This window comes from Candidatus Aquicultor sp., assembly GCF_054640775.1.
Genome location: NZ_JBTSLF010000012.1, coordinates 1 through 16,660 on the forward strand (window position 1 = coordinate 1; position 16,660 = coordinate 16,660).

13 protein-coding genes are annotated in these 16,660 nt (G+C 49.6%); 4 read left to right on the forward strand and 9 right to left on the reverse strand.

What is annotated here, in order from left to right:
• Nucleotides 1-563 (forward strand): IS630 family transposase (locus tag ACYC56_RS02000; protein WP_461372506.1); only part of this gene is annotated, 563 nt, incomplete at its 5' end.
• 12 nt (nucleotides 564-575) lie between these two features.
• Entirely contained in the window at nucleotides 576-911 is a 336-nt protein-coding gene (locus ACYC56_RS02005; RefSeq protein ID WP_461372531.1) for a transposase, read from the forward strand.
• On the opposite strand, the gene ACYC56_RS02010 is transcribed toward ACYC56_RS02005, so the two are convergent.
• The gene (locus ACYC56_RS02010) at nucleotides 874-1,200 is read right to left on the reverse strand and encodes a hypothetical protein (protein ID WP_461372507.1); all 327 of its coding nucleotides are present in this window, start codon (nucleotides 1,198-1,200) and stop codon (nucleotides 874-876) included. The genes ACYC56_RS02005 and ACYC56_RS02010 overlap by 38 nt on opposite strands.
• Before the next feature lie 1,065 nt (nucleotides 1,201-2,265).
• Between ACYC56_RS02010 and ACYC56_RS02015 the strand changes: the two genes are divergently transcribed.
• The gene (locus tag ACYC56_RS02015; protein WP_461372508.1) at nucleotides 2,266-3,870 is read left to right on the forward strand and encodes a 4Fe-4S binding protein; all 1,605 of its coding nucleotides are present in this window, start codon (nucleotides 2,266-2,268) and stop codon (nucleotides 3,868-3,870) included.
• 9 nt (nucleotides 3,871-3,879) lie between these two features.
• Here ACYC56_RS02015 and rpoD read toward each other — a convergent pair whose 3' ends face one another.
• From rpoD to ACYC56_RS02035, 4 genes are all read right to left on the reverse strand, one after another.
• Entirely contained in the window at nucleotides 3,880-5,106 is a 1,227-nt protein-coding gene (rpoD, locus tag ACYC56_RS02020; protein ID WP_461372509.1) for an RNA polymerase sigma factor RpoD, read from the reverse strand.
• Between the two features lie 17 nt (nucleotides 5,107-5,123).
• Nucleotides 5,124-6,953, reverse strand: a complete 1,830-nt coding sequence (dnaG, locus tag ACYC56_RS02025; RefSeq protein ID WP_461372510.1) for a DNA primase — start codon at nucleotides 6,951-6,953, stop codon at nucleotides 5,124-5,126.
• Between the two features lie 87 nt (nucleotides 6,954-7,040).
• A complete protein-coding gene (locus tag ACYC56_RS02030; protein ID WP_461372511.1) occupies nucleotides 7,041-8,087 on the reverse strand; it encodes a deoxyguanosinetriphosphate triphosphohydrolase in 1,047 nt (348 codons plus the stop codon).
• A 56-nt stretch (nucleotides 8,088-8,143) separates the two neighbouring features.
• The gene (locus tag ACYC56_RS02035; RefSeq protein WP_461372512.1) at nucleotides 8,144-8,731 is read right to left on the reverse strand and encodes a flavodoxin family protein; all 588 of its coding nucleotides are present in this window, start codon (nucleotides 8,729-8,731) and stop codon (nucleotides 8,144-8,146) included.
• A gap of 443 nt (nucleotides 8,732-9,174) precedes the next feature.
• On the opposite strand from ACYC56_RS02035, the gene ACYC56_RS02040 reads away from it, so the two are divergent.
• Nucleotides 9,175-9,963 carry an amidohydrolase family protein gene (locus ACYC56_RS02040; RefSeq protein WP_461372513.1) on the forward strand — a complete coding sequence of 263 codons (789 nt, stop codon included), beginning with the start codon at nucleotides 9,175-9,177 and terminating at the stop codon, nucleotides 9,961-9,963.
• A 7-nt stretch (nucleotides 9,964-9,970) separates the two neighbouring features.
• Here ACYC56_RS02040 and ACYC56_RS02045 read toward each other — a convergent pair whose 3' ends face one another.
• From ACYC56_RS02045 to glyS, 4 genes are all read right to left on the reverse strand, one after another.
• Entirely contained in the window at nucleotides 9,971-11,323 is a 1,353-nt protein-coding gene (locus ACYC56_RS02045; protein WP_461372514.1) for a GGDEF domain-containing protein, read from the reverse strand.
• Nucleotides 11,324-11,459: 136 nt separating this feature from the next.
• A complete protein-coding gene (locus ACYC56_RS02050; RefSeq protein WP_461372515.1) occupies nucleotides 11,460-12,416 on the reverse strand; it encodes an S-layer homology domain-containing protein in 957 nt (318 codons plus the stop codon).
• A 252-nt stretch (nucleotides 12,417-12,668) separates the two neighbouring features.
• Complete coding sequence (gene ppdK / locus ACYC56_RS02055; protein WP_461372516.1) at nucleotides 12,669-15,320, reverse strand: pyruvate, phosphate dikinase; 2,652 nt, start codon at nucleotides 15,318-15,320, stop codon at nucleotides 12,669-12,671.
• Between the two features lie 132 nt (nucleotides 15,321-15,452).
• Nucleotides 15,453-16,660 (reverse strand): glycine--tRNA ligase subunit beta (gene glyS / locus ACYC56_RS02060; protein WP_461372517.1); only part of this gene is annotated, 1,208 nt, incomplete at its 5' end.

Consider the following 16,660-nt stretch of genomic DNA (forward strand, 5'->3'; position numbering starts at 1 on the left):
TAGAGGATGTAAAAAATGAGATCGGTATGAGTGAAGACTCGATTATAAAATGGCGAAAAAGATTTGAAAACAGTGGGCTTGATGGTCTCAGAGACGTAAAAAGAAGCGGAAGACCACGGGTATATGATGCTCTCATCAGGCATGAAATAGCGGCTAAGGCGTGTACGCCGCCTGAAGGTGAAACCCACTTTAGCGTAAGAGGACTGGCCAAAGAGTTTAGTTCAGGCGGCAAAGGGCCAAGCAAGACGACGGTACACAGGGTACTAAAGAATGAAATAATAAAGCCCCACAAGTACAGGATGTGGCTTAATCAAAACGATCCTTTATTTGAAGAGAAAATGCTAAATATTGTGGGACTATACTTAAACCCACCGGAAAACGCAGTAGTGCTCTCGGTAGATGAGAAATCATCCATCCAGGCACTCGAGAGAAGATATCCGAACCTCTCACCAGGGCCAGGCCGCGTTGAAAGAATAGAGCATGAGTATATACGACACGGTACACAGTCGTTAATAGCCGCACTTGAGGTGCATAGTGGAAGCGTAACGGGTAAGTGCTACTAGATAAACACCCATATAGAGTTCTTAGATTTTCTAAAAGAGATAGAAAAAACGTATCCGGCCAAAGAGCTTCATATAATAGCGGATAACCTAGCTGTTCATAAGCAGAAGGATGTTAAAAAGTGGCTCAAAGACAACCCAAGAATAGTGATGCATTTTACACCGACTCATGCATCCTGGCTCAATCAAATCGAGCTATTCTTTAGCATACTTTCAAGGAAGGTATTAAAGAGAGGCTCTTTTAGATCAACGGATGATCTTAAAGAAAAGCTGCTTTTCTTTATTGAGAAGTACAGCAGAGAGGCACAGCCGTTTAAGTGGACGTATACGGGTGATCCACTTGCGGCATAATGTTAGAGTTATTTCCGGGACTGTGTACTAGAATATGATCATTGATTGCCTGTATCCAATTTGAAAATGTTTTCCATAAATCATCTGATTTATTAGTTAGTGGATTATGGGCTGTTGATGATGCTTTATCTTCTTCAGCAATAACATTCGAATCTGATTTAATAGTAGCGACATCACCTAGGACTTCAACGCATACAGCATCGCCAGGACTTCCTTTAAGAAGATGCAATAAGGCACGTGGAAATTGCATTCCATACCCTAAAAGCTGGCCAGCTGCATTTGATTTCATTCGCTTCTCCTACTATCATTCAAGAAAACTAAGATAAGCTTCTGAGAATTAGCGCTATGTTGTAGATTTAATAAATGATGCCTTTACTGCTTCTGCTCTCAACTAACTCGTGAACAATGCGGTTCAATAAGTATACAAGAACACCATGATTATTCAAATAACATATTACGTGTTTATTGTTTCCTGACTTGCCGTATATGCTCAGATTGAGACTTTCTATCTTAACAAGGTTTTAGTATATGTTATTGGTTGTAACACAAACGCTTGAATGGTAAATGACTATAATAGAGCCAATCGATACTTGGCTTTAGCTTGCTTCCTAATTGCCATTTCTAAGAGGTAATATGGACGTTCTTATAGGATTCAAGCCGTACGACTGAAAATGCTAATTGGTAATACGACAATACCCGAAAAGCAGAAAAACCGCTTCACAGAGCGGTTTTTCACGTTGGAATCTGATGTGCTCCCCGGGTAGGATTCGAACCTACAACCCTTCGGTTACAATTGCCTCCGAGTTTCTTCGGAGATTGGACTATATCATCTTCCGACCTATGTGCCGGAAGTCGGGCGCTTCCCCTAATCTTTAAACATTAGAGTACTCCCTTGCGGGATAGTCTCTGCACCTTCCTCGACATTATGTCGAGGCTTGGCTCAGGATTGCCTTACACCTTGCGGTAATCAGGTTTCCCTGAGTTCACCCGATTTTTCAACCACAGTTACCTGTGGAAGCTGCAACTCTTTACAGCCGAATGCTCTACCATTGAGCTACCGAGGAATAACAATTTTCAATTGTCAATGAAGTGCACCGAAGCACACTTTTAGCATTATAGAGGATATTTTTATAAGTTTCAAGATAGGCGCAGGCGGCATAGTTTCTTCATGCCCGGTATCCCCGAGAAAAGATGTAATAGTGTGAATTGCTTCTTAAAATCGGCAACGGCTTCATGTATAATATGCTGAGACGCTAAATCGCTGATCTAACACGTGCAAGCAATAAGAGCAGCCTCATGGCTGAGGGTTTTCAAACGTTAGATGTAGCCCGGGAGGTCAATAAAGAAACTCAAGATGCGCTTTAGATTGTCAAGTTACCGCAGAGTAATTCAAGCGTTCTTCTTTATACTCTTCTTCGTATTGCTTGGGATTGCCGCGAAACAGTCAACGCTATTGTTTCCAGCTCAGTTATTCCTTGCCTCGGATCCATTGGTAGCCCTGGTATCAGCCATTGTGGGCTTGCCAATGCTTTCTATTCTTCTCTATTCGGTCATCACGTTTGTTGTTAGTATCCTCTTCGGCAGGGTGTTCTGTGGCTACGCGTGCCCAATGGGAACGTTCTTAGATTTACTGTCTCCCCTTGCCAGGATATTGAGCATCGACCAGAAGATATTCAGAAAGCTTAAAGTCGTCCCGCTGGTCATGCTATCAATCGTTATCATATTTAGCATTTTTAAGATCAGCGTTTTTATGATCTTTGACCCGATCGTGCTCCTGACAAGAACATCAGCGGTTTTGATATTCCCCGCGATAAACCTGGTGCTCTCGAAGGCTGCAGAAGGCTTGTACGCATCGCTTTCGTTGGCTCCCACGATTGATTCCATGTCGGAGCAATTAAATGGGATTCTGATGTTTAAAGAGCCGAGGGCTTTCGATTCAAGTATGTGGATAATCATGCTGTTCCTCTCCGTAGTCAGCCTGAATGTGCTCGGCCGGAGGTTTTGGTGCCGGTACCTTTGCCCGCTTGGCGGATTGTTGGGACTCGTCGGTCGGGTATCGCTTTTCAGAAAGACAACCGACGCAGCCACATGTTCGGGATGTATGAAGTGCAGTAAGAAGTGCGAAATGGATGCGATTGCCGGCAATGGTTTGGTAACCGATGTATCCTATTGCATGACATGTATGAAATGTCGAAAAACATGTCCGAAGGAGGCGATCTCATGGGGTCTGAAGCCTGAGCTTACGACAGAGATCCCATCAAGGCGAACCGCCGTTACCGCAGTGGGTGGTGCGATTGCAGCAGCCTATCTTGCACCCATCAAGAGCAAAGGGACTCTGAGCCCGACATTACTCAGGCCACCGGGTGCGCTAAACGAGGATAAATTCCTGGATAAATGCATACGCTGCGGCGAATGTTTGAAGGCATGTCCGACCAACGTACTTCAGCCTTCGCTTCTACAACACGGTCTTGAAGCATTCTGGGCCCCGCATGTGGATTTCGGTATCGGCTTTTGCGATTGGTCATGTAATGCCTGCAGTATGGTGTGCCCCACGGGTGCCATAGAGGACTTAAAACTTGAGGCGAAACAAAAGTTCGTCATCGGCACAGCCGAAATCGACCGTACAAGATGTTACCCCTGGGTGGCCGGGCATGGCTGCCAGGTATGCGCAAGCTTGTGTCCCACACTCGAAAAAGCCATCACGCTTAAGGATACCGGCAAATACGACCCGAGCGGCATGATGCTCGTTCTGCCGTACGTGGTCAAGGAGAATTGTATCGGTTGCGGGATTTGCCAGGCCAACTGCCCTGTTCATGGAGATAAAGCGATTAACGTGTTCAGGACCGAGGTAAAGAACCCCTACCAGGGGCGCTTCAACCCACATGCCGGTATGATGGGATTTCCCCAAAACGATACACAAACAACCGGCACAAGCACGGGGACGACAACAAGCCCATAGCTTTGTTCTTTATTCCAGATAATCCCTTAGTTTTGCGCTGCGGTTCGGGTGACGCAGCTTGCTCAGGGTCTTTGACTCGATTTGCCTGATTCGTTCCCTCGTTACACCAAACACGCGGCCCACTTCTTCGAGAGTTCTCGGATGGCCGTCGATGAGGCCGAAGCGCAGTTCAATAACTTTGCGCTCACGCTCACTCAGCGTATCAAGCACCTCCTGCAACTGCTCCTGCAGTAGCGAGAACGATGCAGCTTCCGCTGGGACTTCGGCTTCCTGGTCCTCGATAAAGTCGCCGAGCTGGCTGTCTTCTTCCTCGCCGATCGGTGTTTCAAGGGAGACCGGCTCCTGTGAGATCTTCAGAATCTCGCGAACCTTCTCCGGCGTTAAACCCATTTCATTGGCGATTTCCTCAGGCATGGGCTCGCGCCCGAGTTCTTGCAGCAGCTGGCGCTGGATTCGAATCAGTTTGTTTATTGTTTCGACCATGTGCACGGGGATACGAATCGTGCGTGCCTGGTCGGCAATTGCTCGTGTTATAGCCTGGCGTATCCACCAGGTTGCATAGGTGCTGAACTTATATCCCTTACGGTAATCGAATTTTTCAACCGCGCGGATAAGACCCAGGTTTCCCTCTTGGATCAGGTCGAGGAAAAGCATTCCGCGTCCGACATAGCGTTTTGCGATGCTCACGACCAGCCTCAAGTTCGCCTCAACAAGCTTCTTCTTAGCATTCATCCCATCGCGCTCGACCCTGCGCAGCTTGCGTACCTCATCCCTTGGAAGGCTTTCTTCTTCACGCTCGAGCGTTTCGGTGGCTTTCTCCCCCGCCTCGATTCTCTTAGCGAGCGTGACTTCCTCCGCAGCGGTAAGAAGCGGCACCTTGCCGATCTCTTTGAGATACATGCGCACGGGATCGTTCGTCGGGGCCTTAACGGAGAGGTCGATCTCTGGAACGACTTTCTCTTCTGCCTCTTCTTCCTCTTTGGGAATAACCTCGATTTCAGCTACCTCCAGGTCGACATTCAGTTCGCCCTCGGCCGCGTTGTCATCACTTATATCGATAATCTCTACGCCGACATTGAACAAGTGAGTATAGATGTTGTCAATTTGCTCGCTTGTTAAATCGAACGTTTCAAGAGCATCGTTAATTTGGTCCGCGGTAAGGACGCCTTTTTCCTGGCCCGTTGCGATCAGTTGTTTTACTTCTGGGATTTCAAGCTCGTTTATGCGGGTATCCACCCTTTAATTTCCCCCAATCAAACTACGGTCCCTTTTTGGCGCAGGTCCCGTTTTTTAGCTTCAAGAGCTATTAGTTCCTCGAATGCATCGTGTTCTGCTTCGTCTCTATTAATCATCGAAGACTGAAGCTGCTGCTTAAGTTTATTAATTTGACGTGTATAGTGAAAATCCTTGAGCGATATCAAAATATCCTCAAAATATTTTGATAAATTTTCCTCTTCGTACCCAAGTTCGGTCATGAATAGCTCAGTTGCTTTAGCTTCAAGCCGTTTGTCAATATTAACCAGTGCTCCTGCGTCAAATGTACCCCCGCCGATGTCCTTTAAAACTGCGAACAACCTGGCGTGAGCCGGTGAAACAAAGTAACTCTCGTCTATTTCATCTAGTATTTTGCCCCGGATTATTGGGTACTTGAGCGCTAAATGAAGAATGATTCTCTCGGTTTTTTCTTGTGGGTCAAGTAACGTTTCTTTCGCCTCACTGCGTACTGCCGCGTCTTTTTTAAACATGGCATTGAATTTTACTGTGAGTGCTTCTTCATCAAGCCCTAATCGTTGCGCGATTTTGCTGAGGTAGACTTTTTGTGAAGCCGGGTGTTCGAGTGTTGCGATGAGTTTAAATCCAGCTATTGCGGCCTGCTCTTTTTGCCGTATCTCACTGATATTATATTTATCGATCTCTCTTGTCAAATAGAAATCAAAGAACGGCTCAGCGCCATCGACCAGCTTGCGAAATGCATCCGCGCTTTGCGAGCCGATGTAATCCGCCGGATCTTGTTTTTCAGGGAGAATGATCACCCTCACGTCGATTCCTGAAGCACTGCCCTCTTCCAAATCCCGTAACGCCTCCATTTTCGGAAGTCTGAATTCTGATAAATGCGAACCGGCACTCTCCGCGGCCTTTATCCCCGCCGCGTCTGCGTCAAAAACCAGGATGACGCGTTCTGCAAATCTTTTTAGGAGTACAACGTGCTCGGTTGTAAACGCCGTCCCCAAGGTTGCAACTACGTTGCTTATACCGGCCTGCGCCAGGGCAATTACATCGGTATAGCCCTCGACGACTAAAACGGTACCGAGCCTGACAATCTCGTTTTTCGCGACGTGCAAACCATAGAGCGTTGAGCCTTTGTGGTAGACCGGTGTCTCCGGAGAGTTTAAGTATTTGGGCTCCCCCGTATCGAGAATCCTGCCTCCAAAAGCGATTACGCGTCCCCTGATATCGGTGATGGGGAAAATCAGCCGCGAGCGAAACCTGTCATAATATCCTTTGGAGCCTTTTATGACAAGGCCGGCCTCAACGAGTTCCGCTTGCGAAAACCCCTTCTTTGTAAGGTAATTTCCAACAGAACTCCAGGCCTGTGGGGCTAATCCGAGCCCGTACCTTTTTACAATATCGTCATGAAGACCCCGATTCTTTAAGTAAAGGCGACCGCGAGAACCCTCGTTGGTTTTCAGTAAAATATACTGGTAAAACATCGAAGCGAAACGGTTGACCTCGAGAATACGGCTTTTCTTCGATGACTCCGGCGCATTGTTCGTATCGTAGTGCAGCTCATAGCCGATACGGTCGGCAAGAAGCCCGACGGCCTCGGGAAACTCAAGGTGCTCGACCTTCATCACAAAAGTAAAAACGTTGCCGCCCTCGCCGCACCCAAAGCAATGAAAGAGCTGTGCCGCCGAATCGACCTTAAATGAAGCCGTCTTCTCCTGGTGAAACGGACACAAACCCCAGAACAGCCTGCCCTTTTTCTTAAGCGCAACGTAATCCGAAACCACATCAACAATGTTGCTGCGCTCCCGAACCGCGTTTACATCCTCTTCTTTTATCCGACCTTTGAAATCAGTCATGCGGCACCTGTGATTTCTGGGTTAAGCCCGCTGTTTATTCAAACCTCTTCAAAATGTTCTACTTCGTAATTCGACATTCGCAATTCCCTAGACCATCCAGACCTTTGGGATAAAATGCTCTTCGAAGGTCTTTATCGCATAGCGGTCGGTCATGCCGGCGATATAATCGCAGACCTTTATCGGAAGCTCGTTCGCCTGGGATGTCTGGAATTCGATAGGCAACAGCCCCGGGTTCTCCAGATACAGGAAGAAAAGACTTGAGATGACGTTCTTGGCTTTATCGTTTTCGGACTTTGCGGCCGAACCAAGATACACCTTATCAAACAAAAACCCACGTAATTCATTCATCGCTTCCATGCGCTCGGGGCTCATCGAGATACTACCCTTGTCTTTGCTGTACTGCACGAGGTCGCTTACCATGTTGTTGATGCGAAGCCCCTGGTGCTTGCCGAAAAGATCGAGAATGCGCCCGGGAATCTCTTTTATATCCAGAATGCCCGCCCGCACCGCGTCATCGATATCATGGTTTATGTAGGCGATGCGGTCGGCGATTTTTACGATCTTGCCTTCAAGCGTATCCGGATCGGTATCGCCCGTATGATTGAGAATTCCATCGCGCACTTCCCATGTCAGATTCAGGCCTTTGCCGTTATATTCGATAACATCGATTACGCGAAGGCTCTGCTCGTTATGCTCGAAGTGGTCGGGCACCTCCCGGTAACCTCTCGCTTTGAGTATCTTAAATATCTCGCCAATTGCCGATTCGCCGATATGGCCGAACGGCGTATGTCCTAAATCGTGCCCCAGCGCGATTGCCTCTGCCAGGTCCTCGTTCAAGCGTAACGCCCGTGCGATGGTGCGTGAGATTTGGCTTACCTCAAGCGTATGGGTAAGCCTCGTGCGATAGTGGTCGCCTTCGGGCGCGAGAAAGACCTGTGTCTTATTTATCAAACGACGAAACGCCTTTGAATGGATGATCCTGTCGCGGTCGCGCTGGTAACATGTCCTTAAAGGACATGGTTCAATCGGCGTCTGTCGCCCTTTTGTATTGACGCTAAGCTGGGCGTTTTTAGCCAGTGATTCGATTTCGTTGTGTTCGGTCACTTCTCGTGGTGTTAAAGTATGCTGCTTCATTTAATCCACCATTACTATACGTAGTGTAATTAGCTATAAGTCGCTGCCTGTAAGCTTTACTTCGTGCTTTCTTCGACCAGGCGTACGCCGATAACACGCGCGCTCTTTATTGCATCGGCATCATCCTGCGCCGGCTTTTGCGCACAGACCCCATGATGGCCGAGAGTCGCCGAAATCGAGGAATCCGATACGACGGCCATTCCATGGACCATCATGATATCATGTATCGCCCGCACCGTTGTTTCCTGACCGCCAAAGCGAGACGCGCCGACCGAGACAGCGGCGCCGATTTTTCCGGCAAGCTCTTTTCTGCCGCGCACCGCCCTGCTCTTATCAAAAATCGCCTTGAGCTGGGCCGATATCGTTCCGAAGTAAACAGGGCTTCCGAGAACAAGCGCATCCGCTTTGGCCATAGTCTCAAAGGCCTTCTCAAGCGCGGTATCCTCATAACAGCTCTCGTTACATGGAGAACTGCAAGCATCGCAATACGGTTTATCCTGGTCTTGAAGCATCTGCATTGAGTGCAACAGCTCCGTTTCCGCCCCGGCCTCAGCCGCCGCCTGCAATACCTGCTCAAGCAAGAACGCGGTATTTCCATCCTTATTCGGACTGCCGTTAATCGCAACTACCAAAACTTCTTTCATCCAACCACCCCCAAAAAGCGTAGTAGCCAGGAGTCAGGAGTCAGAATCCAGAAGATAAAAATCTAGGATACAGGTTCCTTCCTCTCAGCAAATAGACTAATCTAAGCAGAAATTTGAGTAAATAATCAAATCTGTACTATGTAATATCTCGTGCACTTACGTTGGGTGCTGTTACTACTTCGCCGTGTTCCATATTTTTCCTGCAAGGTAGAGTAATTATTATTGGTTATTTTTAACCACCAAGCCCCATACACTATCTACTGCTTACTGCTTACTTTAAACCTACGCTCTCAACCCACACACTGCCTACTGCATACTCCCTACTGCTTACTAGAACCCACTTCCTAGACCCCATCAATTCGTAATTCCCCCGGCTTCTATGCTGCTCTTACCTGTGCTATTGTAATAGAGACCATTAAGCTACGCTTTAAGTTTGGAGAGATATGGCGCTGACATTTGATTTTCATTCACATGTTTTTACCGAGGATGTAGCCGAGAAGCTGATCGGTAAGATGGAGGAGATTTATGGTGTTAAGCGGCGCCATAACGCTGTGGTTGAGGATGTTCTGAAATCTGCGGCTCACGGCGATATCGATAGAGTCGTCCTGCTCTCGATCGCCAACCGCCCGGAACATGTGCGCTTTAACGACTGGTATGCAGAGCTTGGCAAGACATACGAGGCCTTGATCCCGTTCGGCTCGATCCATATTGAAAACGACCCAGCAGAACTCGACCGCTTTCCTGAACTCGGGCTGAAAGGATTTAAAATCCAGCCGAACGCCCAACGGTTTTACCCCGACGATAGACGCATGTTTCCAATTTACAAGCGCGCCGCCGAGCTTGGCTTGATTGTCGTCTTCCATACCGGTGACGAGGAAGGCGGCGTCAAAGGCGAGTTCAGCCAGCCAAAGCAGTTCCTCGACGTTATTACGTCATTCCCCGACCTTACGATAGTTCTTGCCCATTTTGGGGGCTACCGGGCGTGGGATGATGTAGAGCAGCTCTTCGGCTTTGATAACGTCTATTTCGATACCGCCTATCTGCCAACCAGGATAGATGATGGGCTTTTCGCTTCACTCGCCGAGAAGATCGGGCCCGATCGCATCGTATTCGGCACTGATTTTCCCTTTAGGGACCACAAAACCGAACGTGAATACGTTGAGCGCCTTTTCGGCAAGGATGTAGCGCGTAAGTTCTTGAGTGAGAATCCCGCACGATTGCTGGGATTGTGATTGTAGATTAGGAAACTTTTGATGAGCCGGAATTCAAGGTATGTGTGGGCTCAAACAAGGTTATCGTGTTTCTGCCGTGCTTCTTGGATTCATACATCGCATGATCTGCCGCGGCTATAAGAGTTACCTTGTCTCGTGCATCACCTGGGAAAGTGGCGATGCCGATGCTTATAGTCATCTTATTAATGCCGTCTTTGCCGGTAAAACCGTAAATCTCGACGTTATGTCTGATTCGCTCCGCTACCAGCATGGCATCTTCCTGATTAGCCCCTGGGAGGATTACAACGAATTCCTCTCCACCATAACGGGCGGCGACATCATAATTTCGAATGGAGATCTTCACTATCTCTGCTACCTCGAAGAGTGCTCTATCGCCGAGGAGATGGCCGTTGACATCGTTAAAATCTTTAAACTTGTCTAAATCGCAAAAGAGGAGCGACACCGGAACCCCAAGCCGGGCTGAACGGTTAAGCTCTGCTTCGAGCCTATCATGGAAGGAGCGATGGTTATCGAGTTCGGTCAGGAAATCCGTGCGGGACTTCTCTTCGGCTTCGCTCCACTTTTCCTTGATGCGTTCAAGTTCGCACAGCGTTTCTTCTTCTCTCTGCTGCAGCGCCTCGGTCATATTATCGAATTCCTTTGACAGCTTGCCGAGTTCATCCTTACGATTAAGGTTAACTCGCTTTTCCAGGTTGCCCTGTGCCACTTCCTGAGTGCCCTCGATAAGCTTCCGCAGCGGGCCGAACACTTCTTTGCTGAACCTGTTATAAAGAAGCGGTGCGAGCGCTATTAGGCCTAAGAACGCGTAGAGTATGACGCGTGCGATATAGCGGTTAATCGCAAGGTCCTTTGATTTAAGATCCATATACATACCGAATATGGCCTCCGCTTTTCCGTTCAGATAAATCGGGGCCAGCACTTCGACAACATGTCCTTCTTTGCTGGTGGATTTTTCCTGCCAGACAAAATTATGGCTCTTCAGAAGAGATGCATAGTGGGCTTGTGCTTCTTTATCCATCTGTCCGAAATTGTTACCGGCGATCCTGGTCACCTTGCCTCTGGCTCTCACGGTATAGAACGAGGCACCCATCACATCGGGGTTTGCATCCATAAGCTTGCTGCAGACCCGCTGCAGATAGAGAGAGTTGTTCAGGTTGACCTTACTCGTGATATCGGTATCGGCCATTGCGATAATCGAACTGGCGCGTTCGGTATACTGTCCGTCGATGACGGAAACCAAATCCTTATAGGAAAAATAGGCATACAGGCTGAAGATAACCGAGAGGATTATTATTGATATTAAACTGAGCTTCACTGAGAGATATGAATACTTATCGCTTACTTTGCTGCATTTGCTCATCTTCCCACCTGCTTATTAAAGATAATTCCTATATCGGATTAGTGTAGTATGGCTTTAATCTCTTTTGATACCATTCACGCTTTGAAGGCATCCCCCGTCTATCGTATACAGCAAAGCCCTAATGCTACACGTATAGCTATACACTCGTATTCATGGTTATCTCAAACACCCCAAGGATTGCTTTGGCGGCCTCGGCGCGAGTAGCCGTGTTGTTAGGTCTGAAGGTAGTATCTTGGTATCCCTTAACGATGCCGGCTTCCACGCAGGAATTAATCGAATTTTCCGCCCAATGCCCCGAAATATCTTTTAGTTCACTTGCGCTAGCAGTTAGATTCATTGCTTTGGTAATAATGACAACGATCTCAGCACGGGTGATCTTGTTAGTCGCACCGAAGTTACCATCTGGATATCCAGAGATAGCATTGTGTGCCTTGGCCGTCTCCACATACTTGAATTCCCAGGTACCGCTTGGTATATCATTAAAGGATGGCGCTGCAGGATCGATAAGAGTCCAACCCTGTGCCAGGCAAATCATCTTGACGAACTCCGCACGGGTAACCGTCGCTGCCGGTCTAAATGAACCATCTTTGTATCCTTCGATGATACCTCGCTCGACGAGAGCCGAGACGCAACTTTGAGCCCAATGCGATATACCTAGATCGCTAAAATGCGAGTTTGGCATAAACCGTGTGCTGGTAGTTTGGGTAGTCTCATAGGTGCTGGTCTCGGGTGATCCACTTGCTGCCTCGCTACTGCCAGCGCTAAGGGTTCCAGCAGTACTGGTTGATGGCACCAACCCTGTATACGTGTCATCCTCGCAGACTCTGCGGCAGTCTATATCTACCGTATCTGTCGCTTCTGACCAGGTAAGCATGGAACCGGAGTGCTGCAGGCTCAATTCCCCAAGCGGAGCTAGCGACAAGGTAGGATTACCTGGAGAACCATATCCTGAGAAAAAAGTATCGGTTGGGTTAAACGGGATAGCCACCGCCAGTGGAGCTAGGACTGCTGTAATAATTATAAGACTCACCGTAAATACGGCAAGGAACCGTGCGCTTTGCACCTTGCCCTTCAAAAAGCCTGCGTATTTCAACTGTATTTCCTCCTAGTGCTACGTAACAAAATCAACTTCGAGTGCTAATGTATCTAGTGCATACTGGCTTTTATCCGCGATTGTGACTCCTGTGTTTATCTTATAAAGCAATCGAGCACAATATCGGCAAAGAGTAGCGGGTCTTGATTGCAAACCGGCAGATTATTAGGAAATATATAATAAAGGGGCGAAGTTGGTCTCCGCCCCTTAAAGTTATTTCGATGCATCGTTATTTGCTTCTATTACCGCATCTTATGCTGTCGAGCCGCCTGCGCCAAGAACCGCCTGGGCCGCAGCCAACCTTGCGAGTGGCACGCGGTACGGCGAGCAGCTTACGTAGGTCAGACCTATCGCATGGAACTTCTTGACCGAGTCGGGGTCGCCGCCGTGCTCACCGCAAACGCCCAGTTTTAAATCAGGGTTGGTCTTGCGGCCGCCTTCGCAGCCCATTGCGACAAGCTTCGCTACGCCGTCGTCGATTGTCTCGAACGGGTTTCTCGGCAGGATCTTGCGCTCGAGATACCGTGGCAGGAATTTTGCCTCGATGTCGTCGCGGCTGAAGCCGAACGCCATTTGGGTGAGGTCGTTCGTGCCGAAGGAGAAGAAGTCGGCAACGGTCGCTATCTCGTCCGCGGTTATGGCAGCGCGAGGAATCTCGATCATGGTCCCGATTTTGTAATCGACATCGACGCCGGTAGCGGCGATGACTTCGGCGACCACCTTTTCGCTCTCCTCACGAAGTGTGCTGAGTTCGTTGATTACTGAGACCAGCGGTATCATGATCTCGACTCTCGGGTTGAGACCCTCTTTCTTCAACTGGCAGGCGGCCTCCATAATGGCGCGCACCTGCATCGCGTAAAGCTCGGGGTGCATGATACCGAGTCGGCAGCCGCGTAAGCCCAGCATCGGGTTCATCTCGGCCATCTTCTCGACGCTGTCTAAAAGCTCTTGCTTTGGCGCCATCTCGGCTGCGGGTGCACCGCTCATCTCCATCCTGGTGAGCTCGACTTTCAAATCTGTCGGGTTCGGAAGGAACTCGTGGAGCGGTGGGTCGAGCAACCTGATGGTAACCGGCAGGTCGTTCATGGCCTTGAAGATGCCGATGAAGTCGTCCCTTTGGACTTTAAGAAGCTTTGTGAGCGCATCTTCCTGCTCTTCTTTGCTTTTTGCCAGGATAAACTGCTGGACGATCGGTAGGCGGTCGCCGAGGAACATATGCTCGGTACGACAGAGCCCGATACCCTCGGCCCCGAACTGACGGGCTTTTTCCGCATCCTCCGGGGTATCGGCGTTGGTGCGAACACCAAGTCTTCTAATCCCGTCCGCCCATCCAAGAATTAAATCGAATTCCTTGGTCGGTGTCGGCGGGACAAGCGCCACTTCACCGAGAACAACACGGCCGGTAGTGCCGTCGATCGATACAATGTCACCCTCTTTTACCTGGGTGCCGTCAACTGAGAATACTTTATTCTTCGCGTCGATCAGCATGGCGTCGGCGCCGCACACACAGGGTTTGCCCATACCGCGCGCGACAACCGCCGCGTGGCTGGTCTTACCGCCATGGCTGGTTAAGATTCCCTGTGCCGCGACCATACCGTGCAGGTCATCCGGGGTAGTCTCCCAGCGGGTGAGGATTACTTTCTCACCTTGTGCAGCCATCTCTTCTGCGGTATTGGCATCGAACACGACTTTACCGACCGCAGCGCCCGGTGACGCGTTAAGGCCTTTTGTTAAGACCTGGACGTTCGCTTTAGGGTCAAACTGTGGGTGAAGAAGCTGGTCGAGCTGCTCTGGATCGATTCGCTGAACGGCCTCGTTTTTCGTTATCAAGCCTTCCGTAACCATATCGGCCGCGATTCTCAAAGCCGCGGCAGCGGTTCTCTTGCCGATCCTGGTCTGGAGCATCCAGAGTTTGCCCTGCTCGATGGTAAACTCGGTATCGCACATATCTTTATAGTGCTTCTCGAGCGTTATCAGAATCCCGAAGAGCTGGTCGGCAAGCTCAGGCATCTCGTTTTTCAGGTTGGTAAGCTGCTGGGTGACCCTGATGCCGGCTACGACATCCTCACCCTGGGCGTTGATAAGATAATCGCCATAGGGATAGTTCTCACCGGTTGCGGCATCGCGGCTGAACGCAACGCCAGTCGCAGAGGTATTGCCTTTGTTGCCGAAGACCATGGTCTGCACGTTAACGGCAGTGCCGAGGTCGTCCGGAATCTTATAGAGCTTGCGATAGTCGATCGCTCTTTTGTTGCCCCAGCTTTTGAAGACTGCTTCGATCGATAAGTGCAGCTGCTCCTTCGGGTCTGTCGGGAAGTCTATTCCGGCGTGCTCTTTGACGATTCCCTTAAACGTCCCGACAAGCTCTTTCAAGTCATCGGCTGAAAGGTCGGTGTCGTATTTCACGCCAACCTTCGCCTTAAGCTCGTTGATGGCTTCCTCGAAAAGCTCACCCTCGACCCGGAGCACGACCTTTCCAAACATCTGCACAAAGCGGCGATACGAGTCATACGCGAACCGCTCGTTGCCGGTCTGTTTCGTAAGGCCCTGGACCGCATCGTTGTTCATACCGAGGTTGAGAACTGTGTCCATCATACCCGGCATGGAGAACGGGGCACCCGAGCGTACGGATACGAGCAGCGGATCATTTGGATCGCCGAGCTTCTTTCCCATCGTCTCTTGTAAGGTGTTGAGGTGTACGTCTACTTCATCAAGAAGACCATCCGGGAAACGTCCTGTCTGGTAATACTCGTTGCAGGCTCCGGTTGTGAGCGTAAAGCCCGGAGGCACCGGTAGACCGATACGAGTCATCTCGGCGAGGTTGGCACCTTTACCGCCGAGAACGTACTTCATGTCGGCCGATCCCTCATTGAAATCGTAGACGTATTTTGTCTTGCCTGGCATTTCATTCCCCCCAAAATTAATTTATCTCTCTATATTTTTAAGTTAAATATATTAAAATCAGCCGCAAGGCCCGGTGCGCCCACGCCTTGTAGTGGCTGTTGTGTGTCTGATCTATGTACAACTTATATCCGGCTATGCCTGGCTTATCTTTGAGAAATCCGCGATACTTGAGAAGCACTCCATGCAATAATTAAGAAGCCTAATCCGGTTGGTTTTAACATCCTCTTCCTTCGCCATGACCAGAACTTCATCAAAGAATTTATCTATCGGGGCCCGTAAGCGGGCTAGTATAGTTATAGCTGACGGATAATCGTTGCCGGCTTGCGTTAGATATTTCTCTACCTCAACCAGGGTCTCGTAAAGCTCTTTCTCCGCGGGTTCCTGGAAAAGGCCTGGGTCGACTTCTGTGCCCAGCTCAAGCTTGGCGAGATTCTTGCACCTCGTGAAGGCGACTAGGACATCGGCCATCTCGGGGGTATCGAGCTTTTTAGCCAGGGCCTCAGCTCTTCTTCTGATGTCGACCATGTCGTCGATCGACCTGCCGCCGACCGCTTCAACAACCTCAAGCGGTAATTCCTTCCCGAGAAGATAGGCGCGCAGCCTTCCCCGGATGAAATCTTCAGTGATTTCGGCCGTTACATCCTGGTCGAAGTCTACTCCCTGGTCTTTATAGAGACCGAGCGCGAGATCAATCATCGCGCGCATCGAAATATCCATATCGTTTTCGAGGATTATTGAGACAATACCGTACGCCTGCCTGCGAAGCGCATACGGGTCTTCCGAGCCCGTTGGAATCAATCCTGCGGCAAGGATGCCCGCGATAGAATCGAGTTTATCGGCAATGCTTACGATGCGCCCGGTCGTCGTTTTGGGCAGGATATCTCCCGCCGAACGCGGTAGGTAATGCTCGAAGATGGCCGTCGCGACTTGCTCGGGCTCGCCGGACACGCGGGCGTACTCCATCCCCATAACGCCCTGGAGCGTCGGGAACTCGCCGACCATTTCAGTTACGAGATCGGCCTTGCATAAATAGGCGGCTCTCACAGCGTAGTCCACTTCGGTCTCGCCGAGACCCAGGCTTTTTGCGATCTCTTCTGAGAGCCGCACGTCCCTCTGTATCTTTTGGAACACTGAGCCCAGTTTCACCTGGAAGGTTACGCCGGCGAGCTTATCCACATAGGCATCGAGCGACAGCGAGCTGTCGGACTCAAAAAAGAACTTGGCGTCCGAAAGCCGTGCCCGGATGACCCTCTCATGCCCTTTTTGGATGAGCGAGGTGAACTCGGGGTTGCCGTTGTTTATTACGATAAAGTTGGGTAGCAGTTTGCCCGCCGTGTCCT